The sequence below is a fragment of the Microbulbifer echini genome (genome assembly GCF_041447225.1).
Lineage (GTDB): Bacteria > Pseudomonadota > Gammaproteobacteria > Pseudomonadales > Cellvibrionaceae > Microbulbifer > Microbulbifer echini.
On the sequence record NZ_JBGMEL010000004.1, the window covers coordinates 161,369 to 183,029 of the forward strand.

20 protein-coding genes are annotated in these 21,661 nt (G+C 55.9%); 12 read left to right on the top strand and 8 right to left on the bottom strand.

The features are described from left to right. Positions 1-72: 72 nt before the first annotated feature. Positions 73-579 (bottom strand): RNA pyrophosphohydrolase, encoded by a 507-nt coding sequence (locus ACCI51_RS05815; RefSeq protein ID WP_299581553.1) that lies wholly within the window; start codon positions 577-579, stop codon positions 73-75. A 339-nt stretch (positions 580-918) separates the two neighbouring features. Here ACCI51_RS05815 and ACCI51_RS05820 point away from each other — a divergent pair, with 339 nt between their 5' ends. Beyond that, entirely contained in the window at positions 919-1,578 is a 660-nt protein-coding gene (locus tag ACCI51_RS05820; protein ID WP_299581406.1) for a histidinol-phosphatase, read from the top strand. Between the two features lie 67 nt (positions 1,579-1,645). After that, entirely contained in the window at positions 1,646-2,824 is a 1,179-nt protein-coding gene (locus tag ACCI51_RS05825; RefSeq protein WP_299581408.1) for an imelysin family protein, read from the top strand. A 74-nt stretch (positions 2,825-2,898) separates the two neighbouring features. Here ACCI51_RS05825 and ACCI51_RS05830 read toward each other — a convergent pair whose 3' ends face one another. The 5 genes from ACCI51_RS05830 to ACCI51_RS05850 form a co-directional block, all read right to left on the bottom strand. Beyond that, on the bottom strand, positions 2,899-3,432 hold the full coding sequence (locus ACCI51_RS05830; protein ID WP_299581410.1) for a DUF882 domain-containing protein: 534 nt from the start codon (positions 3,430-3,432) through the stop codon (positions 2,899-2,901). Positions 3,433-3,752: 320 nt separating this feature from the next. Continuing rightward, positions 3,753-4,913: a L,D-transpeptidase family protein gene (locus ACCI51_RS05835; protein ID WP_299581412.1), complete on the bottom strand. Its 1,161-nt coding sequence runs from the start codon at positions 4,911-4,913 to the stop codon at positions 3,753-3,755. 27 nt (positions 4,914-4,940) lie between these two features. Then, the gene (locus tag ACCI51_RS05840) at positions 4,941-6,179 is read right to left on the bottom strand and encodes a L,D-transpeptidase family protein (RefSeq protein WP_371842927.1); all 1,239 of its coding nucleotides are present in this window, start codon (positions 6,177-6,179) and stop codon (positions 4,941-4,943) included. A 181-nt stretch (positions 6,180-6,360) separates the two neighbouring features. Beyond that, positions 6,361-8,325, bottom strand: a complete 1,965-nt coding sequence (locus ACCI51_RS05845) for a L,D-transpeptidase family protein (protein ID WP_371842928.1) — start codon at positions 8,323-8,325, stop codon at positions 6,361-6,363. A 444-nt stretch (positions 8,326-8,769) separates the two neighbouring features. Continuing rightward, the gene (locus tag ACCI51_RS05850; RefSeq protein WP_371842929.1) at positions 8,770-9,594 is read right to left on the bottom strand and encodes an NRDE family protein; all 825 of its coding nucleotides are present in this window, start codon (positions 9,592-9,594) and stop codon (positions 8,770-8,772) included. A 95-nt stretch (positions 9,595-9,689) separates the two neighbouring features. Between ACCI51_RS05850 and lgt the strand changes: the two genes are divergently transcribed. The 10 genes from lgt to ACCI51_RS05900 all read left to right on the top strand — a co-directional run bounded on the left by lgt (position 9,690) and on the right by ACCI51_RS05900 (position 18,261). Continuing rightward, a complete protein-coding gene (gene lgt / locus ACCI51_RS05855; RefSeq protein ID WP_299581555.1) occupies positions 9,690-10,538 on the top strand; it encodes a prolipoprotein diacylglyceryl transferase in 849 nt (282 codons plus the stop codon). Between the two features lie 6 nt (positions 10,539-10,544). Further along, the gene (locus tag ACCI51_RS05860) at positions 10,545-11,378 is read left to right on the top strand and encodes a thymidylate synthase (protein ID WP_371842930.1); all 834 of its coding nucleotides are present in this window, start codon (positions 10,545-10,547) and stop codon (positions 11,376-11,378) included. 12 nt (positions 11,379-11,390) lie between these two features. After that, positions 11,391-11,900: a dihydrofolate reductase gene (locus tag ACCI51_RS05865; RefSeq protein WP_371842931.1), complete on the top strand. Its 510-nt coding sequence runs from the start codon at positions 11,391-11,393 to the stop codon at positions 11,898-11,900. A 287-nt stretch (positions 11,901-12,187) separates the two neighbouring features. After that, positions 12,188-12,970, top strand: coding sequence for a DUF3450 domain-containing protein (locus ACCI51_RS05870; protein WP_299581424.1), 783 nt, complete (start codon positions 12,188-12,190; stop codon positions 12,968-12,970). Beyond that, positions 12,967-14,337 carry a MotA/TolQ/ExbB proton channel family protein gene (locus tag ACCI51_RS05875; protein WP_299581427.1) on the top strand — a complete coding sequence of 457 codons (1,371 nt, stop codon included), beginning with the start codon at positions 12,967-12,969 and terminating at the stop codon, positions 14,335-14,337. Before ACCI51_RS05870 ends, ACCI51_RS05875 begins: the two co-directional genes overlap by 4 nt. Positions 14,338-14,351: 14 nt before the next feature. Further along, positions 14,352-14,879 carry a MotA/TolQ/ExbB proton channel family protein gene (locus tag ACCI51_RS05880; RefSeq protein WP_371842932.1) on the top strand — a complete coding sequence of 176 codons (528 nt, stop codon included), beginning with the start codon at positions 14,352-14,354 and terminating at the stop codon, positions 14,877-14,879. Between the two features lie 114 nt (positions 14,880-14,993). Continuing rightward, complete coding sequence (locus ACCI51_RS05885) at positions 14,994-15,395, top strand: ExbD/TolR family protein (RefSeq protein ID WP_299581433.1); 402 nt, start codon at positions 14,994-14,996, stop codon at positions 15,393-15,395. Between the two features lie 5 nt (positions 15,396-15,400). After that, positions 15,401-16,018 (top strand): energy transducer TonB, encoded by a 618-nt coding sequence (locus ACCI51_RS05890; RefSeq protein ID WP_299581436.1) that lies wholly within the window; start codon positions 15,401-15,403, stop codon positions 16,016-16,018. Positions 16,019-16,030: 12 nt separating this feature from the next. Continuing rightward, entirely contained in the window at positions 16,031-17,383 is a 1,353-nt protein-coding gene (locus tag ACCI51_RS05895; RefSeq protein ID WP_299581439.1) for a tetratricopeptide repeat protein, read from the top strand. A 227-nt stretch (positions 17,384-17,610) separates the two neighbouring features. Beyond that, the gene (locus ACCI51_RS05900) at positions 17,611-18,261 is read left to right on the top strand and encodes an energy transducer TonB (protein WP_371842933.1); all 651 of its coding nucleotides are present in this window, start codon (positions 17,611-17,613) and stop codon (positions 18,259-18,261) included. Positions 18,262-18,308: 47 nt separating this feature from the next. On the opposite strand, the gene ilvD is transcribed toward ACCI51_RS05900, so the two are convergent. Beyond that, positions 18,309-20,144, bottom strand: a complete 1,836-nt coding sequence (gene ilvD, locus ACCI51_RS05905; RefSeq protein ID WP_299581445.1) for a dihydroxy-acid dehydratase — start codon at positions 20,142-20,144, stop codon at positions 18,309-18,311. Positions 20,145-20,281: 137 nt separating this feature from the next. Then, on the bottom strand, positions 20,282-21,604 hold the full coding sequence (gene argA, locus ACCI51_RS05910; protein ID WP_371842934.1) for an amino-acid N-acetyltransferase: 1,323 nt from the start codon (positions 21,602-21,604) through the stop codon (positions 20,282-20,284). Between the last annotated feature and the right edge of the window lie 57 nt (positions 21,605-21,661).

The window sequence follows — 21,661 nt, forward strand, 5'->3', positions numbered from 1 at the left end:
TCAACAAAGAAGATTACGGGCCCAGGGCAGTCCGGAGCCCAATGGTGCCGGAACGCACCGGGCGCGGGTGGGTTACTCGCCCCGTTCGCGTAACCAACGTCTCTCCAGCTGAATCTGTTGTGGGGCCAGTTCGGCCAGCGCGCGCCGGTAAACCTCGCGCTTGAAGGTGACCACTTTGCTTAACGGATGCCAATAGCTGACCCAGCGCCAGTGATCAAATTCCGGTTTATAGCCGTTGTCGAAGCCGATACAGGATTCTTCGGCCTCCAGTTTCAGTAAAAACCACTTTTGTTTTTGCCCGATGCACAGGGGTTCTGAGCGCCGGCGGATCAGGCGCTGTGGCAGCCGATAGCGTAGCCAACCGCGGGTGCAGGCGATTAGACTGACCTGGTCACGAGTGAGTCCGACTTCTTCGTACAGTTCCCTGTATAGCGCCTGTTCAGGCGTTTCGCCCGGATTTATACCGCCCTGGGGAAATTGCCAGGCGTCCTTGCCACCAACCCGCCTAGCCCACAGTGCTTGACCGCGGGCATTCAGCACAATGATACCGACATTGGGGCGGAAACCCTCTGCGTCTATATTGCTGCTGTTGTCGCCACCCTGGCCCCGGTTACGGTTATTGCCGCTGGGGTTATCGGTGCGATTTGACTGCTTGGCAGGCCTACGGCGGTTTCTTCGTCCGGCTTGTGCCGGTTTGCCGTCGCCCAAAATACCGTCCTCAATACTGTTGTGTGCGGCCGTGCGCCGCGCTTACTTGTCCCGCATTGTTCCACAGAGGTGGGTTTACAGCAATTCAGTGACGCAGTCCGTGTGATCGGGGCGAGTGCGCGGTAAAATCGTCCGCCACGGTAGTGGAGGTTGCTTTACCCTGGCGGCGAAATAGCCTTTGCGAATCTATAGTTTATGGGGGAACCGGCGATGCACCTGGCAATTTTTGATCTCGACAACACGCTAATCGGCGGCGATAGCGATCACGCCTGGGGTGAGTTCCTGGTGGAGCGCGAGCATGTGGATGGTGAGCACTACCGCTTAAGTAATGACCGTTTTTATCAGGACTATCAGCGAGGCGAGTTGGATATTTTCGCCTATCTGGAGTTTGCCTTGGAGCCGCTCGCACAAATCTCGCGCGGTCAGCTAGAGAATCTGCAAAGCGAGTTTATGCAGGAGGTGATCAGTGAACTTTGGTTGCCGGCGGCACAAGAGCTGATTGGTGAGCACCGTCGCAAAGGCCATCACATCATGATTATTACCGCCACCAATCGTTTTGTGGTGGAGCCGATCGCCGCGCGCCTGGGGGTGGATACCCTGTTGGCGACCGAACCCGAAGAGCACGAGGGCCGTTTTACCGGCCGGGTGGCGGGGGACCCCTGTTACCAGGCTGGCAAAGTCTTGCGTTTGCACCAGTGGCTGGCGCAAAACCCCGAATACGCGAGCAGAGAAAAATGGTTCTACAGCGATTCTATTAACGACCTACCCCTGCTCACTGAAGTTGAACACCCGGTGGCGGTGGATCCCGATGCCCGTTTGCGCGCGGAGGCGCAGTCTCGGGGTTGGCCGATCATCAGCCTGCGCGACTAGGGCTAGATAACCGTTGTTAGCAAATGAAAAGTTGCGGCCTTTAAACCAATACAAAACGAGGAATGGAGTGAACGGATATACCCTTCGGTACATGGTTGCCGCCCTGCTGATGGGCAGCCTGCTCATCTTAATCGGTTGCGAGCAGAGAAGCGCCGAGCCGGCGAAAGTCGAGCGCCCCACAGCAAGCCAGCAGGTCGATGTAGAGGCCGCGGCCGATCTATCCCTGGCTATCTGGCAGGCGGGACAGGCCCAGGTACTCCACGCCCATGCCTCGGTGGAAACCCTACAGCGGGCGGTTCAGGCTCTGCTGGCGCAGCCCAGCGAGGAGCAACTGGAGGAGACCAGGCTCGCCTGGTTGGATGCGCATCGCGAGTTCGCGGCGACTCTACCTTATATTCAATTGGCCTTCTCACCCTCGGATCTGCGCGGTCAGGGGCGCAAGTTGCTGCTTGCGCTGGACAGTTGGCCCGCCCAGCCGGGCTACCTGGATACGGTGCCGGGTTACTCGGACAGCGGTATCGTCAACGACACCGCCATAGAGCTGACCTTGGTGAATCTGCGCAAGCAGCACCGCCTCACCGCGCACGAGGAGGCGAGCACCGGTTTTCATGCCCTTGAGGTGATGCTTTGGGGCCCAACCAGCGAGCGTATGTCTGAGGATTTTGTCGCCGATAGCAATGGCGAGAAGCCGGAGGCCCTGGCGGCCAACCGCCGCCGCGAGCTAACCCGCCTGATTGTAAAGGGTATCGAAGAGGATATGGCTGGGTTGGCGCGCCGCTGGCCCACCTCGGCCAACAATCTCTCTCGTGCGTACCTGTCTCTCGGGCCAGTGGCCCGTTTGCAGCAGATCCGCGCCGCCCACACCCAGGTTATTGATGAGCAGCTAATGCGCCGGCTACCCGAGGGCTCTGAGAGCGATGTGGAAAGTGGCCGCGCCGCGGATTCGAAGCAGGCTCTGCTGGCGATTATGGCGACCTTACAGTCGAACTGGATACCCACAGGCGGTGGCGGTATGGCGGAGGTATTGCTCGATCGCCACCAGGTCAGAGCGCTGGAACAGACTTTTTCCGACTTTGAGGCCCTGCTGTTAAAGATGGAGGATCCGTTTGAGCTGGCGGAATTGGGGCAGTTGGGCAGGGCGCGTAAGTTACTGGAGCAGATGGCGGGCCTGATGACGGGTACTGTGCATGTGCCGGTCTCAGAAAAGGATGTGATGCCAGTCTCGCTACCGGCTGTGGAAGACTGAGTCGACCCGCTTAACCAAACAGCAAAAACCCCGGTCTTCGCCGGGGTTTTTGCTGTTTGGGGATCTGACATTGCTTACCAGCGACGTACAGGGCCTGTGTCCACGTGTACGAAGTTACTCTTCGGGTAGTAACCGACACCGCCCGCCTTTAGGTTCAGTGCGGCTTGTCTCAGCTTTGACAGAGACACGCCGGGCATCCGGATATCCAGAGCCATGCCGCGCGTGTGGTAACTGCGCTTGGCAACACCGCGGCCGGCAGCGCGCAACTTAGCGTTGGTCTTGGGCGAGCGGTATCCAGAGATAATCTCGATGGTCCCTTTATAATTGAACTTCTCCTTCAGCTTATACACGATATCGAATAGCTTCGGGTCCATGCGGGTCACTTCGTTGGCCCTGTGGTCACGCAATAGTTTGTTGAACTGTTTCAAGCCGCCGTTGCTGTAGCTACCGTTTGTCCAGTAGGCGGTCTCCAGCTTCTCCCCAGTGTGCAGATTGCGCATCTTCAGGGTGCGGGAGCTGCCGACTTTCGCGAAAGTCGGTCCGGCGCTGACCGCCGCCGCAGTTGCGCAGGTCACTGCCAGGAATCGACGTCTGGATGGGTTCTTCATAATTCCGCCTCGTCGTTAACTCTCTTCGGTGCGCCCTTGGGTGGGGGCAACCGGGTACGGCGGAAAATGTACAAAAAATAACCATTCGTTACAAATTACGACCTGCTAATTAGGAAATATTCAAAGGGTCCGACGGGTAAATTTTTGCTGGCGTACTAGCGGTTTTCGTGTCTCCGTGCCTGGATGCTGACAATGTGGACAAAAACCAGAGACAGCGTTGTCATCTACAGACAAAACGTAAAAATTCGTTTTTTTTGCGACTGCCAAGTTTTATGCGAGTGCAGAAAGGCCATTTGGCGAGGGTGGCTAGTGCTGAGAGGCTATTTATCCTGGTGATAGATATCGCGGCGGAATTGGGGGCGACCCTCCGTGTCTATCCAGGCTGTCATATAAACGATGTAGAGCCTGGGCGCGGGCTTGATCGAAACCTTGAGGGGCTCATCGCCAATGGCAGCCTGGGCTATGCGGGTTCTGTCCCACCCCTGGGATTGCAGCAGGGTATAGGCGAGCTCCTCGGGTTGCTGCAGGCGAACACATCCGTGGCTAAAAGCCCTTTGGTGCTCTGTAAAGAGACTCTGAGCCTGGGTGTCGTGGAGAAATATGGCCTGCTTGTTGGGGATAACAAACTTCACCTTACCTAGGGTGTTACCCGGGCCACTCACTTGGCGCAGGGTGGCGTGACCGCCGGCGGCTCGGTCCAGGCTTTCACTGGTGATTGGAGAGGTTTTGCCGCCGCGGTACTGGATAATGCGATAACCGCGCCGGTGCATAGCGGCGGGGTTGTGTCTTGCCTTGGGCAACAATTCTGTGATCAGGATGCTGCGTGGCACAGTCCAGGTAGGGTTGAACACCACACTGGTGATATGGGTGTGTAAATTTGGGGTGCGGCTACTGTTTTTACCTACCACAGTTTTCATGTCCAGTTTGATGCGGCCTTCCTCTACCAATTGCAGGCGATAGTCAGGCACGTTCACCAGTACATAGCGGCTCTCAGTAAGAGGGGGGAGCTTGTCCCAGCGCTGCGCATTCCTCGTCATTTGCGCGGCTCTTTCCATGGGTGAAACCGACAGGGCTGCGAGGGTCTCCCCTTCGGCGACGCCGCTGGGTGTCAGGCCGTGACGACGCTGAAAACGTCTTAACGCAGATTGCAGTGCGCTATCAAAACGCATAGGGTCCTTCTGTGGGGCGGATACAGGGCCGGGCTGACCGTGGTAGTCCCCATAGAGCTCCAGCAGTTTGCGAAGCTGTAATACCCGCTCACCCCTATCTCCCGCCCGCAGAGGGCCGTTTTGAGGAATTGGACGCCAGTATTTGGCCAGCGCGCGGTAACGGCTGGCTTCGCTGCGCAACTGGTCGCCCATGCTGGCCGTATCCAGGGCCGCAGCCTCCCTGGTGGCGAGGGCACCGTTGATTGGGGCAGCGGAGGCGATGGCCACTGCCAGTAGGGCAACTAGCCAAAGGTGGCGGGGATACCAAGCCATAGTGAACTCCCGCTGGAGTGATTAAATTCAGCCACGGTTTGCCCCTTTGCCGGGTTTGTCGCGCTGGTAGATATCCGGGCGAAACTGCAGTTGGCCTTTTTCATCCACCCAGGCGGTCCAGTAGGCGATATAAACCGGCAGGGTTTTCTTTAATGCGACGCCGTGGGTGCGACCGCTCATTAATGCGCGCTCGATACGCGCGCTGTTCCAGCGGTTTTGTTCCGCGAGCATCATGCGGGCAAACTTCAGGGGTTTTTCCAGGCGTATACAGCCGTGACTGAAGGCGCGTTGGGACTTCTTGAAAAGGTGTTTGCTGGTGGTGTCGTGTAGGAAGATGGCGTGGCGATTGGGGATCACAAATTTGACGCGTCCGAGAGCGTTTCCTGGTCCGCCCTTCTGCTGCAGGGAGACTTGACCCCGGCGCACTGCGGCGACATTACCGCGGGTGAAGGGAACGGCTCTGCCGCGGTGATTGATCAATCGGTAACCCTTCGCGCTCAGCGCCGAGCTGCCCTTGGGCAGTAGCTCGCGCAGCGCGATGCTGGGTGGAACCCGCCACACCGGGTTGAATTCGAGGCGGGTCATGCGCGTGGTCAACTGCGGAGTCTTGTGTTTAGGTTTACCCACGACGACCTTCATGCGGAATTGCTCCCGCTCGCCGTCGATCAGGCGCAAGTTAAATTCGGGTACATTGACGATGATGTATCTGGGCCCCAGATCTTTGGGAAGTTCCTCCCAGCGGGCGATATTGGCGGCGAGAATACGGGCGAGTTTTTCCGGGTTCGTATTGAGTCGGCTGCGGGTGCGCTCGTCCACCAGGCTATCGGCTTTCAGGCCGTGACGGCGCTGAAAGCGACGGACAGCCGCCTGCAGCGGTTTATCGTAGACGTCACCGTGGAGTGCTTCTTCTGCCTCTTTGTCACTGAAATCGGCGGGGCGGAAATCCCCGTAGAGCATCAGCAGGCTGCGCAACTGGGCCACTCGGGGGCCACGGCTGCCAGGCGTTATCGGTTGCCCGGCATCCAGAGGGCGCCATTGATTCCCCTGGGCCAATCCCCTATAGCGGGCCAGTTCCTCGCTGAGCAGACTGTATTGTCTGCCGTAAGGTGAAAAGGGGTCTCTCCCTGCCACGGGCAATTCCAGTTTTTCGCCGCTGCTCGCCAAGACCGGGGCAGTATCAATGCCCAGAGCAATGGTTAGCACGAGGGCCATTGCACCACGGTGATTTGGCGTTCTGTGAAAGGAAGAATGGTTATCAGCACCCATAAATCACCCCTGTAAGCGATAAGCGACCAAAAAGATCGATCGCACCGCTCACATTGATAACTTGTGACTCACGGGCCCTTCATATTATTGAGGAATGACCTATAGGTGTTTCTCAGAAAAAAAGAATACAGGGTGTGGAGGTGGGAGGCTAAGGGCGGTCCATCGGACCGCCCCGAAGTGCTCAGAACTGGTTGTCGGTTAACCCGTCCTTACCATAGATATCCGGGCGGAAATTCAGTTTGCCCTGTCCATCCACCCAGGCGGTCCAATAGGTGATATAGACCTTCACCAATCGGTTTAAATCGACATCGGTTGTCTTCTCTCCGACAGTGAGTTGGTCGATACGCCACTGGTCCCAGTCCCCCTGGGGACGCAAAAGGGCCTCGGCCAGGTGGCGTGGTTTTTCCAGGCGAATACAGCCATGGCTATAGTCCCGGTCCGTGAGGGAGAACAGGGTGCGCGCGCGGGTGTCGTGCAGGTAGATATCGTGCTTGTTGGGAATTTCGAACTTAACCCGCCCAAGGATATTTTCCTCACCGCCCATTTGGCGCATCAAATAAGAGCCTGCACCGGCGGCAGACAAGTTATTGCTGGTGAGAGGCAGGTGTTCGCCGCTGCCACTCACCACCCGATAACCCATGTTCTCCATACCCGCAGGGTTTTTACGTGCCTTGGGCAGGATCTCATTGACCAGGATACTGCGCGGTACTGTCCAGGTAGGGTTAAAGATCACCTTGCTGACCCTGGTGGTAATTTCTGGAGTGGCGTGTTTTTTCTTGCCTACCACAACATTCATCGCCAGCTTCACCCGGTCATCCTCCACGTATTGCAGGCGGTAGGCCGGGATGTTCACCTGGATGAAGCGCTTGCCAAGAGTGGCGGGCAATTCCTCGCGACGCTGGATGTTCATCTCCACAATCCTGGCGCGCGCGGTGGGTGAGAGATTCAGGCGTTTGCGGGTAGCGCGCCCGACAATGCCGTCCGGTTTGAGCCCGTGGCGCTTCTGGAAGCGCAGTAGCGCCTCGTGCAGGCCCCGGTCGAAGCGATTGCGGTCAACTCCGCCATAGCTGTAGCGGCCCTGGTAGTCTCCATAGAGCGTGAGGATATCTCTCAGGCGGCCCACGTGGGGGTGACGGGCCCCCATGGTCATGGCCGGTCCGGGAGGTATCGGGCGCCAGCGACCACTGCTGGAGATTTTGCGCAGCCGTTCAAGAGCGCTTCTGAGTGCGTAGACATCGCTACCGTAAGGCGTACTCTCCTCGAAGTAAGGTCCCTCGCTGTTTTCTGAACGTGATGGAGAAGCCCGGCGGGGCTCATTACTATTGCGGCCCTGATTGTAGTAAACCCGGCTGCCGCCCCTGCGGGCACCGGCGTTGCTACCAGCGTTTTCACTGTGGGAGTTGTAGCGGGTACGCTGCTCATTGCGGGTTCTAGTGGACCCGGAGAGCTTGCGTTCGCGGTCGGTATTGTACTCGCGGGAGTAATAGCGGCTGCGCGGTTTACTACCAATATTGCGCGCCCGGTCATAGCCGCGGAAGTATTTGCGCCCACTGGGCTCATTGCTCGTCTGTTGTGGGGCCCTGCCGTAGGCCACCATGCGAAAGCCCTGGTGTTCGCGCAGAACAGGTGTTACGCCCCGGCGCGGGCGGCTCTTTGGATGGATTCTGTCGAGCTGGGTATCTTGGGCATAGGACACAAAAGCGTCGGTCAACAAGATATCCAGCACCGCGGCCATCTGCAGGCGCTGGGGTGTGTCCCGCAAGGTGCGGTCGAAATAACCGAGGTGATAGCGATAGTCCACCATACTGCTGGGGTTGCCGGAGCTGGCCGCGGTCAGCTGTTTTAGTAGGTCGTTGGCGCTGTCGCTCAGGTTGTAGTTATCGAACCAAAGCAGGCGATAGTTGGTGCGCTGGTAAATTCTGCGCACTGCAGCGGGGTTGAAGATAGGATCCTGGGCAGGCCATGCGTCGGGGTTCTCTTCCAGCCAATGCACCAAGTGCGGGCGAACCGCGTTCTCCGGCAACACCGGCACCGTTTTCTGGTTGGCGGAAAAGGCGTAATAAAGGATAGAGACGCAGAGACTGCCGAGAATCAGCACGGGCAGAATGGATTTGTGATTGCGCTGCTCTGGGTTGAAATAAGACATGGTACCTCGGCGATACAGCAGGGGCCCGGTGTTGTCCTGTGGATAATGCCGGGCGCCAGATCGTTCATACCTTCCGAACCTGAAGCGAACCCATCCTGAGACTGTTTGGTGTCTAGCGATGGCTCGCACTTGTCATGCGTCCCGCGCGACGTCCTCTTATTGAGACAGTAATTGGCGTCACACTTGCGCGAAACTCAACCAATTCCAGTCTGTGAATCTAAGTATGGCAATAAATGCAGAATTTGCTTGGCGTTTCTTTCTTCTGAGAATAGGTGCTGCGGCTACTGCTGTCGGAGCGCCGAAAAAATCGTAAATTGCTCAATGGCGTTCTGGTATTGGTGGAAATTTATCAACCAGTCACTCTGTGCTTGGACGAATAGATACGGCCAACTTTTCGGTCAGCCCTCAAAAACCTTACTAATTTCAGGGGCTTGCCGGGGACTGTTAGGGGATGGAAAAGTGGCGTAGCGGTCCGGAACGTGTCCCCTGGGTAAAGCTCTGTTCCCACAGCTGGGTCAGGCCGCTGCGGTGAACCGCAATAATCGTGCTGGCGCGAGTTCCATAACCTTGCGCGGTGTCGCCATCGGCAACATCGTTTGGCAGGAGATTCTCTCTCTGCACTATCCGCACAAAAATTGGCGACAGGGCACGTTCCAAAGGCAGGCCCACGCCGGTATTGGGTAGTGCCGCGTCCGCTGCTGGGGAGGTATCGTGGAGGAGGCTCAGAGCGGGACCAATAAAGTTCGTTTGGTTGATTGGGCCATCGACGCACCTGATCATTTCCGCCAGCGCGGCTTTGCCCTTTTCAACCTTGGGCCAGGGGGCATCGGGCGCACCGTTGGAGATACCGTGCACACCGGAAGAAAAGGCAAAAGGGCGGTGGCGGTTGCCGGCACAGACCAGGGGTTGGTTGGCATCCTGGGCGAATAACAGCGCATTAAATCCGCGATATCGCACGCCCTCAAGGCCCTGTGCGAACTGTTCGGGGGAGCTGTAAGTCGTCAGAAATTTCTGTGGGATTTCTCCGCGAGACAAAACATCGCCGGGTTCCGCCCGGTCGGGCTCGCGGATGTTGGTGACGGCAGCCACCCGCCCCCGAGCGATACCCGCCCAAGTACCCCCCGCCCGCAGGTCCCGCCCCGCGATCATTTGGCCGCCCCTCCAGGGCCCCGCTGGGTCAGTTTCTCTGGCGTAAAATTCATCTCGATTGGCAATCAGCAGAAGCGGGTAGTCCGGGTGGCAGTGGTAGGCAAACAGCAATAGGCACATGACGTATTCCTGGGAGGCGGCTGATGGCGCGCCTCTTTCGCTGGGGGGCGCTTTGCGACCATAATACGCGCTTCGCCAACAATCTCGATTCTCCCATGCTGACTTATCCAGAAATCGATCCAGTGGCCATTGCTATTGGCCCTTTAAAAGTGCACTGGTACGGCCTTATGTACCTGTTCGGCTTTATTGTCGCCTGGTGGCTGGCATTGCGACGCAGCACCAGGCCCTGGTCCCCGGTGATCAAGTCGGAGGTGGAGGATCTGATTCTCTACTGCGCGATCGGCGTGGTTGTGGGTGGCCGGCTCGGCTACATGTTCTTCTACAACTTCCCGCAGCTGATGGAAAATCCGCTTTCCCTGCTCAAAGTGTGGGAAGGTGGCATGAGTTTCCATGGAGGGCTGGTCGGTGTGATGTTAGCCACAGTGCTCTATGCCCGTAAAATTGGCACAACCTTCCCGGCGCTAATCGACTTTGTCGCCCCGCTGGTGCCCATCGGTCTCGGGTTGGGGCGGCTCGGTAATTTTATCGGTCAGGAACTTTGGGGCCGCCCAACGGAAGGCCCTTGGGGCATGGTATTTCCCAAGGATCCGGAGTTACTGGCCAGGCATCCATCACAGCTGTATCAGGCTTTTCTCGAAGGGCTGGTGCTCTTTGCGTTGCTCTGGTGGTTCTCCAGCAAGCCGCGCCCACGCCTCGCCGTTGGCGGTATGTTTGTACTTTTTTACGGCATTTTCCGCTTCCTGGTGGAGTTTGTAAGAGAGCCGGACGGCCATATAGGCTTTGATCTGTTCGGCTGGATGACCCGCGGTCAGCTTTTGAGTCTGCCGATGATTGTTGCCGGTATCGCCCTGCTGGTGTGGAGCTACCGCACTCAGCCGCTGCCCCAGGGGCGCGGAAAGGCGAGTAATAAAGAAACACGTTCCCAGGTAAATGGCGGAGCCTAGATAGAAATGAAGCAGTACCTCGATCTAATGCGCCATGTGCGTGAAAATGGCACAGTGAAAAGTGACCGTACCGGCACCGGCACCCTGAGCGTGTTTGGCTATCAAATGCGCTTTGATCTGGCCGAAGGTTTTCCTCTAATTACTACGAAAAAGTGTCATTTGCGCTCGATTGTTCATGAACTTCTGTGGTTTTTAAAGGGCGATACCAATATTCGCTACCTGCAGGAAAACAAAGTGCGGATCTGGGATGAATGGGCCACCCAGGATGGCGACTTAGGGCCAGTTTATGGCCACCAATGGCGCTCATGGCCCACTCCAGATGGGCGCAGGATTGACCAGATTGAACAGCTGCTGCAGCAGCTGAAAACCCGCCCGGACTCCCGCCGTTTGATGGTTAGCGCCTGGAATCCGGCCGACCTTCCCGATGAGGGCGTTTCTCCTGCGGACAATGCCCGCGAGGGACGTATGGCGTTGGCTCCCTGTCACGCCCTATTTCAGTTCTACGTCGCGGATGGCAGGTTGTCCTGCCAGCTCTATCAGCGCAGCGCCGATATCTTTCTCGGGGTGCCTTTCAATATCGCTTCCTATAGCCTTTTGACCTTGATGCTGGCGCAGGTGTGTGATTTGCAGCCGGGTGAATTTATCCACACCTTTGGCGATGCGCATCTTTACTCCAACCATCTGGAGCAGGTGGAGTTGCAGTTGCAGCGGGAGCCTTTACCTCTGCCCAAAATGCTCCTCAACCCCGAAGTTAAAGACCTCTTTGCTTTCCGCTTTGAGGATTTCGAGTTGCAGGACTATCGGGCGCACCCGCATATCCCGGCACCAGTAGCGGTTTAGGAGGTGGAATCGGTGGATACACCTATTGCCCTGATTGCGGCTGTGGCGCGCAATGGCGCTATCGGTAGGGAAAATCAGCTGCCCTGGCGCATTTCCGGCGACCTGCAGTTCTTTAAGCGCACCACGATGGGTAAACCTATCGTGATGGGGCGCAAGACTTATGAGTCTATAGGCCGCCCGCTACCTGGCCGCGCCAATATCGTGATTACCCGCAACCCCAACTGGCAGGCTGAGGGGGTTGAGGTTGTGGATTCTTTGGCGTCTGCTCTCGAGCTTGCCGGTGGGTATGCCACTGAGACTGGCGCCAGCGAACTGATGGTGATTGGCGGTGCGCAGATTTACCGCCTGGCTATGCCGCAGGCGGCTCGCCTTTACATCACAGAGGTGGATGCGGAAGTGGCGGGCGATGCGTTCTTCCCTACACTTAATGACTCATGGATCGAGGTTGTACGGGAGTGTTACCCAGCCTCCGACAAGAATGAGTACAACTACGCATTAGTTCAGTACGACAGATTTAAATAAAAACAATTTGATTAAAAGTTGATCAATCTGTTAAATTCTGCGACAGCTTACACAAGGAACTTCGCCGCTAATGTGTGCAAGCGACCCGGTTTTGTTACCTGGGTGTTACCTTGCTACCCATGCGGGCCGATGCTGGCAATCGGCATTTGAATAATCAAATCGGCTGTTTACAATGTGCGGCTCTTAGCTGTCTTCTAACCAATGTTTTTAAAACAAAAGGACACCGCGTTGTGGCAGCTAACTCATCGCGACCATGTTGTGAAATATTGAACCCACTGGGGGGTCTAATGAAAACCAAGCGATTCATGGCTGTGGCGCTGACCACTGCGTTGTCTGCCGGCGCGCTCTACGGCAGCGTAGCCACTGCGGATACTCTCGATAACGTACTCGCCGTCGGCCAGCAGAAAACCACTGCGGCCCAGGCATCGCAAAAGCGCATCGACAAGATTGCCGAAGAAACCAGCGGCCTGCTGCAGGACTTCAAGGTGGTTAATAAAGAAATCGATGGTCTGCGAGTGTATAACCGTCAGCTGGAAAAACAGCTGGCCAATCAGCTCGAAGTGATCAATGAGCTGGATGATTCCATTGCCAACGTCACGGTAATTGAGCGTCAGATCCAGCCGCTGATTCTGCGTATGCTGGACGGCCTGGAACAGTTCATCGAACTGGATGCCCCGTTCAAACTGGACGAGCGCATGGCCAACCTCGAAGGCGTAAAGAACAATATGGACCGTTCCGATATTACCGTTGCGGAAAAATTCCGCCAGGTACTGGAACTGTACAATTTCGAAGCGGAATACGCGCGTAAGATCGACACTTACGGCGACTCCCTGAACGTCAACGGTCAGGAGCGCGAAGTGAAAGTGCTGCAAATTGGCCGTATTGCCCTGCTGGCTCAGACCACGGATTCCAAGATTTCTCTCGCCTACGACAAAGGCCAAAAAGCCTGGGTTGAGATTGATGCTGGCGAATACCGCCGCGCCCTCATGAACGGCCTCAAGATCGCCAAGAAGCAGGCCACTATCGATATCATGACTATGCCGATCGCGGCACCGGAGGCAGCGCAATGAAATCCTCTATCGCCAAACGTGTACTAGTTGCAGCAGCGGCTGGCCTGATCAGCTTCTCAGCTGTTGCACAGGAAAAAGCCTCCTCTCTCGACGACCTGCTCAAGATGGTTAAGCAATCCAAGGTTGCCGAGTCCAAGGAGCACAGGCAGCGCGAAGCCGAGTTCCGCCGTCAGAAGTCCAACCAGCAGAGCCTGCTGAAGAAAGCCAAAGACACCCGCACCGCTGAAGAGAAACGCTCTGCCGAACTGGAAAAGAAATACCAGGAACAGGAAGTGGCTGTAGACCAGAAGCGTCAGCAGCTGGATGAGCGCCTGGGTTCTTTGAAAGAACTGTTCGGCCATATGTCTTCTACCGCGGCAGATCTGCGTGCGAACGTTGGTTCCTCTCTGGTTTCCGCTCAGTACCCCGGTCGTACCGAGTTTATCGACGGCCTGCTGGCCAAGATGAACAGTGCAACCAAGTTGCCGACTATCGAGGAAATCGAGCGTCTGTGGTTTGAATTGCAACGTGAAACCGTAGAATCCGGCAAGGTTGTTAAGTTCAACGCTACGGTGATTAAGCCCAGCGGCGAGCAGGCTGAGCAGGAGGTGGTTCGTGTTGGTAACTTTAACTTGGTTTCCAACGGCAAGTACCTGGAAATGAACGACGCCTACAAAATGGCGGAACTGATTCGCCAGCCGGATGCCAAGTTCCAAAGCATGGCGGAAAGTCTGCAGGCTTCCACCGCTGGGTTCAGTGCTTTTGGTGTTGACCCGACTGGTCCTACGGGCGGCTCCTACTTGAAAGCTATGATCAACAGCCCCGACCTCGTTGAGCGCTGGCACCAGGGCGGCATCGTTGGCTACATCATCTCTGCGGTTGGTGTATTCGCCATGCTGCTGGCCATCTTCCGCCTGATCGTACTGACCGGTGTTAGTGCCAAAGTAAGTGCTCAGCTGCGTTCCTCTACCCCGAACACCAACAACCCACTGGGTCGTGTACTGGCTGTTGCGGAAGAGAACAAAGGTGTCGACGGCGAGACTCTCGAGCTGAAGATGGAAGAGGCCGTATTGAAAGAGCGCCCGGCGGTAGAGTCTGGTCTCAACCTGTTGAAGATCATTGCCATGGTAGCCCCGCTGCTGGGTCTGCTGGGTACCGTTACCGGTATGATCATTACCTTCCAGGCGATCACTATCTTCGGTGCCGGTGATCCTAAAGCAATGGCTGGTGGTATCTCTTCCGCCCTGATCACCACCGTTCTGGGTCTGGTAGTGGCTATCCCCACTGTACTGATGCACACCGTAGTCAACGGTCGCGCCAAGCGTGTCCTGCACATTCTGGAAGAGCAGAGTGCCGGTATCGTGGCAGAAAACGCCGAGCGTAAATAAGAGGAGGCGGCAACATGCACGCATTAAATGACGCATGGGCCGCCGTCAACGCCTTTATGGCGTCGGGCGGGCCAGTACTGTTCCTGATCGCCGGCCTGACCTTCTTTATGTGGACGCTGATTTTTGAACGTGTTTTTTACTTTAACAAAGCGTTAAAGAGCGACGTTCAAGGTGCGGTAGACCAGTGGGAGGAGCGCACCGAGCGCAAGTCCTGGTCTTCCCACCAGATCCGTTACGCGATGATTTCCCGGGTATCCGAGAAGATTCAGGACAATATGGACATGATCCAGGCCTGTGTTGCCCTAGCACCTCTGTTCGGGCTGCTGGGTACGGTCTGGGGCATGATCAACGTGTTCGATGTTCTCGCGATTACTGGTGGTGGCGACGCCAAACAGATGGCCAGTGGTGTATCCATGGCAACTATCCCGACGATGGCGGGTATGGTTGCGGCCCTCTCTGGTGTATTTGCCAACACCTATCTCGCTCGTAAGGCTGAGCGTGAGACCCAGCTTTTGGAAGATCATCTGACCATGGATCACTAGGCACACATCAGCGAATAGGCAAGCTTATTTGCTGTGAAGGTTTAGCCAAGCCAGAAATTTTCGCCGGGGGCCCTCTCTGGGCTTCCGCCGGAAAAGTTCGCTAAGAGAGTTGCTATGAGCAAAAGACAAAATACGGCAGAAGAAGAAGCCGGCGCTATCGACCTCACGCCCATGCTGGACGTGGTGTTTATCATGCTGATCTTCTTTATCGTCACCGCGACCTTTATCAAGGAGCCGGGTGCTGATGTTGTGAAGCCGGAAGCGACAACCGCAGAACTCAAAGCCGCCTCAATTCTGGTAGCGATCAACGATAGTGATGAGATCTGGATTGCCAAAGATAAGGTTGATGAGCGCCAGGTGAAGATTGTCCTGGAACGCCTCTACTCGGAAAACCCGAAAGGGTGGTTGGTGATTCAGCCCGATAAGGAAGCGAGTATTGAGAAGATTGCCCTGATTGCGGAAGCGGCCAGGAAGATCGGTATCAAGAAAGTTTCGGTCGCGACAGAAAAGAGTTAACAGCTATGAATCCGGTAAGACTTCTTGGGGCAGGTACGCTGGCAGTAGCCACAACCTTTGGCCTCATCTTCACCATGCATCAGCTGATTGCGGCAAACATGAAGGCTCCAGAGGACAAGGAGCAGTTCAAAGTTGCCGATGTGGTGATGCCTGAGCAGAAGATTGAAACACAGTACGATACGACCAAGCCGGTGAAACCGGAGGATCCTGAGACTCCGCCGCCGGAAATGCCAGAGCCGGAGTTCGAAGAACCGGACATCGATGGTGGCATCAGCATTTCTGCACCGAAAGCCTCTGGTGGTGTCAAGCTTACGGGCTTTAGCTTTGGTGAGGGTGATTATCTGCCTATCGTCAAGGTTCAGCCTCAGTATCCACGCCGCGCTCTTCAGCGAGGTATGGAAGGCTTTGTGATTGTTGAATACACGGTGACCACCAACGGTTCTGTGCGCGACCCCAAAGTGGTCGAAGCTTTTACCCTGGACGGCAAGCCGACCTCTGTTTTTAACAGGGCCGCGCTCAAGTCTGCGCTGAAGTATAAGTACAAGCCGCGGGTAGTTGATGGCAAGCCGACTGAAGTCCCCAATGTGCGGACTAAGATTAGCTTTAATATGGCTAAGGACTAAGGGGGAAGCACTATGAAGTTGACAAGCATTCGCAAAGGTTTGTCCAAGCTCGCTCTGCGCACCTCTGTGGCACTACCCCTGGTGCTGGCACCGGCGGTCAGTGTCACCGTGCTCGAAGCAGCGGGTGTTTCCGCACCTTTCGCTTCTGCCCTGGCGCAGGAGCAAAAAAAGCCCAGCAAACAGAAGAGCCGCAAAGTACCGGCTATGCGCGAAGCCGCGTATAAAAAGCTGGAAAAAGCCCAGGAAGCTGCCGACGCAGAGGACTGGGCGGGCGCCCTTGTCGCGCTGAAGGAGATGGATGCGAGTAAGAAGCGGTACAACGGCTATGAAGTAGCGCAGATGTACAATTTCTTCGGTGTCGTTTACTACAGTACTGAGCGTTATAAGCAGGCAATCCCGTACTTTAAGAAAGTATTGAGCCAGGGTGAGAAAAACCTACCGGTGGCACTTGAAGTGGGAACCTTATTCACTCTTGCTCAGCTCTACTTCGTCACAGAGGACTACAAGCAGGCGATCAATTACCTGAACCAATGGTTCAAAGTTTCCGATCGTATTACTGCCGACTCCTACGCTTTGCGTGCCCAGGCTTATAACCAGGTTGGCAATCAGAGCAAGGCACTCGCGGATATTAATGTTGCGGTGTCCATGTACGAGAAAGAGGGCAAGGTACCGAAAGAGGGGTGGTACGGTCTTCAGCAGTACATTTACTTCGAGCGCAGTGACTATAAAAAAGTAGCCGGTGTTCTGGAAAAGCTGGTGCAGCATTATCCGAAGCCTGTGTATTACAAAACACTGGCTGCGATGTATGGCGAGCTCAAACGCGATAAAGACCAGCTGCATATGATGGAGGCGGCTTATCTTGCCGGCGCTCTGGAGAAGGATCGGGACCTGTTGAACATGGGTTATCTCTTTATGGGGCATGATATGCCTTATAAGGGGGCCAAGGTGATTGCCAAGGGCATCAAAGAGAAGAAGATTCCACGTACAGCCAAGAACCTGGAGACACTTGCCCAGGCTTACCAGATGGCTCAGGAGCTGCAAAAAGCGATCCCCCAGCTGGAAGCGGCCGCTAGTCTTTCCGACAAGGGTGAAATCTACTCGCGTCTGGCTGGTATCTACCTGGATCTGGACCAGAATGAGAAAGCCATTTCCATGGGTAAAAAAGCTCTAAAGAAAGGCAATATCAAGCGTGTTGATACCCTGCATGTCGTGATGGGCATGGCGAATGCCAACTTGAAGCGCTATGACGCCGCTTTAGTAAGTCTTAAAAAGGCTGAAAAAGATGAACGCTCTGAGAAGTTTGCCAAGCAGTGGATAGCCTTTGTGAAAGGCGAACAGGAGCGTGAAAAGCAGCTGGCAATTTAATTGTTGAGTTAGCTTTTTAGGTCCTCGAGAAAGCCGTGCAGAAATGCACGGCTTTTTTTATGTTCTTTTACTTCTGATTTCCAATACAAAAAATTGAGAAAACCTGTATTAACGAACTATTTGCATTTTTATATAAATTGGCTAATGATTAGAGTCAGCTGATCAGCTTTTTCCATTACGGCACTTGGATGCCTTTTACGCACCCTAATAACAATAGGAGAGGTGTTATGGATAGAGCTTGCACGCCAATTTCCAGCCCCGAATTTTTCCCTACCCACTTGCTTTCTAGTTATGCTAAGGGCTTAGCCTACGCTGCCCTGACCACCCTCGGGTTGATTTTTTTAATGAGCCAGTTGATCTCCACTCGTTTTGAGGAGCCTCTAGCAAAGCCATTACCGACGATTCAGCCTATCGATATTACCGAGAAGAAAGTGGTTACCATGAAAGAGTATGAGGCACCGGTAAGCCCTCAGGAAGTTCCGCCAACGCTTCAGCCTCCCAGAGAGAAAGAAGATGTAAAGGTTATAAATACCAATACAACAGTGACGCCTCCGGTTGTTATTAACGAAGGCATTTTTGATTTGGTATCGAGAGACCCTTTGCCTGTTTATAAGCCCGCACCGCGTTACCCCAGTGCGGCTCTGCGCAGAGGCATAGAGGGGTACGTGATTGTAGAGTTTGTGATAACCAAAACCGGCGCGGTACGTAATGTCAGGGTCGTTGCTGGCTATGATAGCGCCGGTAATGCCACCAGCGTATTTAACCGCTCGGCGCTGGCAGCGGCAGAGCGCTTCAAATATCAGCCGCAAGTGGAAGATGGCCAGCCGGTTGAGCGCTATGGCGTGCGCAATCGTATTGCCTATAAATTGGCGCAATAAAAAAACGGCCCACTGGGGCCGTTTTTTTAAATCCCAGGTATTTCTACCTAATCAATTTCCCGCACCGCGCCCCGGTCGGCACTGGTGGCAAGTAATGCGTAGGCTTTTAGCGCCTTGCTGACTTTGCGCGGACGCGGTTCACTCGGCTTCCAGGCCGCCTGACCGCACCCGCTCATTTCCTGACGACGTTTGTTGAGTTCGTCTTCACTAATAACAATCTCAATTTTGCGTGCGGGTATATCGATTCGGATTGGGTCGCCATTACGGACTAGGGCGATGTTGCCACCGGAGGCGGCTTCCGGGGATACGTGGCCGATTGATAGACCGGAGGTACCGCCGGAAAAACGGCCATCGGTGATCAGGGCACAGTGCTCCCCAAGCCCCTTGGATTTTAAGTAACTAGTGGGGTAAAGCATCTCCTGCATACCGGGGCCGCCTTTGGGTCCCTCATAGCGCACAATCACCGCTTCACCCTTATGTACCTTGCCATCGAGAATATGGGCAACAGCGGCTTCCTGACTTTCGACGACGTGGGCTGGGCCTTCGAATTGCCACAATGACTCGTCAATGCCGGAAGTTTTTACCACACAACCATTGGGGGCCAGGTTGCCAAACAGTACCGCCAGGCCCCCTTCCGCTGAATAGGCGTGATCTGCGGAGCGGATACAACCGTGCTGGCGGTCGGCATCCAGGGTCGGCCAGCGACAGGCTTGGCTGAAAGCGGTTTGAGTGGGAATGCCTGCGGGGCCGGCGCGGTAAAAGTCGTGCACAGAGTTGTCATCGGTGCGGCTGATATCCCAGCGGTTCAGCGCATCGGCGAGGGAGCCGCCGTAGGCGGTGGGTTGCGAGGTATCGATCAGTCCGGCGGACTCCAGCTCGCCGAGAATTGCCATAACGCCTCCCGCCCGGTGGACGTCTTCGACATGGTACTTTTCGATGTTGGGAGCGACTTTACACAGTTGGGGAACCTCGCGGGAGAGCCGGTCGATATCCTCTAAATGAAAATCGATATCCCCCTCCTGGGCAGCGGCGAGCAGGTGCAAAATGGTGTTGGTCGAGCCTCCCATGGCGATATCGAGGGCCATGGCATTCATGAAGGCGGTGCGGTTGGCGATGTTACGGGGTAGGGCACTCTCGTCATTTTTTTCGTAGTAACGCTTAGTCAGGGCAACGATTTCCCGCCCAGCGCGCAGAAAGAGCTCTTTGCGGTCTGCGTGGGTGGCCAGCAGGGTGCCGTTGCCCGGTAGCGAGAGCCCCAGAGCCTCGGTGAGACAGTTCATGGAGTTGGCGGTAAACATGCCGGAGCAGGACCCACAGGTGGGGCAGGCAGAGCGCTCGTACTCGGCCACCTCCTCATCGGAGGCCGTATCGGTGGCGGCGATCACCATAGCGTCCACCAGATCCAGTTTGTGATCGGCCAATTTGGTTTTGCCGGCCTCCATCGGGCCGCCGGAAACAAAGATCACCGGGATATTCAGGCGCAGCGCGGCCATCAGCATTCCGGGGGTGATCTTGTCGCAATTGGAAATACATACCAGGGCATCGGCGCAGTGGGCATTGACCATGTACTCTACTGAGTCGGCGATAATCTCGCGACTGGGGAGGCTGTAGAGCATGCCGTCGTGGCCCATGGCGATGCCGTCGTCTACGGCGATGGTGTTGAACTCCTTGGCGACGCCGCCGGCGCGTTCGATCTCCCGCGCGACCAGTTGCCCCATATCTTTCAGGTGCACATGACCCGGTACGAACTGGGTGAAGGAGTTGGCGATAGCAATAATGGGTTTGTGAAAATCTGCATCGGTCATGCCTGTGGCGCGCCACAGGGCTCGGGCGCCGGCCATATTGCGTCCGGCGGTGGAGGTACGGGAACGATATCTGGGCATGATTCAAGCATCCGGCTAGGCAAATTAAAGCGACAGCTTAGCAAAAAAAGCCCATATTCGGGATGTTTTCCCCCATTAGTGGTCCACTGAGTGTGTTACTAGGATAACGATTTCGAATAAGGTGGTGTCGAACTTGCTTAAGCGTCGTTATCCCAGCCCAAACGCTTGCGCAGGATGCGGGAATTGCGCTGAATGTTGTATAAGGATTTCCGCGAGGCGGGCAGATCACTGACATTCACCTGCTCAAAGCCTTGCTCAATAAACCAGTGTTCGGTCTGGGTAGTGAGGACATAGAGCTCGCAAATATGGATTGTGCGGGCCTGGCGCTCCAGGTGGCGCATTAGTTTGGCGCCGCGACCGCCGCCGCGAAAATCCGGATGGCTGGCCACACAAGCGATTTCCGCTGCGGATGTTGGACCGCCTTCCTCCTGGATGGGGTAGAGCGCGGCACAGGCCACAGGCGTCCCATCGACCTCCACCAGGGTAAAGTGCTCAATTTCCGCTTCGAGCTTTTCCCTTGAGCGCCGTACCAAAACCCCCTGTTTTTCCAGCGGGCGGATCAGGCCCAGAATGCCCCCCACATCGGTGATACGGGCCCGGCGCACGACCTCATAACTATCCCGGTAGATCATGGTTCCAGCACCCTCACGGCGAAAGAGTTCCTGGATCAGGGCGCCATTCTGGCAATAGCTAAGAAGGTGAACTCGGGCAATACCGGAATTGCAGGCGCGAATAGCGCACCGCAGGGTCTCACTCTGTACCCGGGTGGCGGCCTGCTCGGCCTGAACAATGCTGAGCTCATTGACCGGGTTGTCATCGAGTAGCAATTGGGCCGGCTCGCGAAATAGCACCAGCTTTTCGGCGCGCAATGCGCGCGCGGCCTCCGCGGCCAGATCCAGGTAGTTGATGTTAAATAGCTCACCAGTCAGAGAGGTGCCCAGTGGCGATAGCAATACCAGCGCGCCCTGGTCCAGAGCCTGTTCAATCGTATTGATTTCCATACGCCTGACCGTGCCGGTCCAGCCGAGGTCCACGCCATCGAGAATCCCGCAGGGGCGGGCGGTGACCAGATTTCCCGAGATCACTTTCAATGCCGAGCGGGCCATAGGGGAATCGGGGAGCCCTTGGGAAAAAGCGGCTTCAATATCGAAACGTAATCTCCCCACTGCGGCTTTAATGACTTCCAAACTTTCCCTGTCGGTGATGCGCTTACTGCCGTGAAAACGGTTCTCGATACCGCGTTCATCGAGGGCGCGGCTGACCTGTGCGCGGGAACCGTGCACCACTACCAGGCGCACACCTAGACTGGCGAGGAGGGCCAGGTCGTGAACCAGGTTGCGAAAATTATGATGTTCCAGGCCGTCGCCGGGAATGCCGACCACCAGAGTGCGACCACGCAGATCGTTGATGTAGGGTGCCGCGTGGCGAAACCAGTTGAGAGAGGCGTTTTCGTCGCTCACTAATGCCTTACCGTCTGTCGAAGTGTTTGCGATTTAAGGGCGCAGCCGAATACGGGT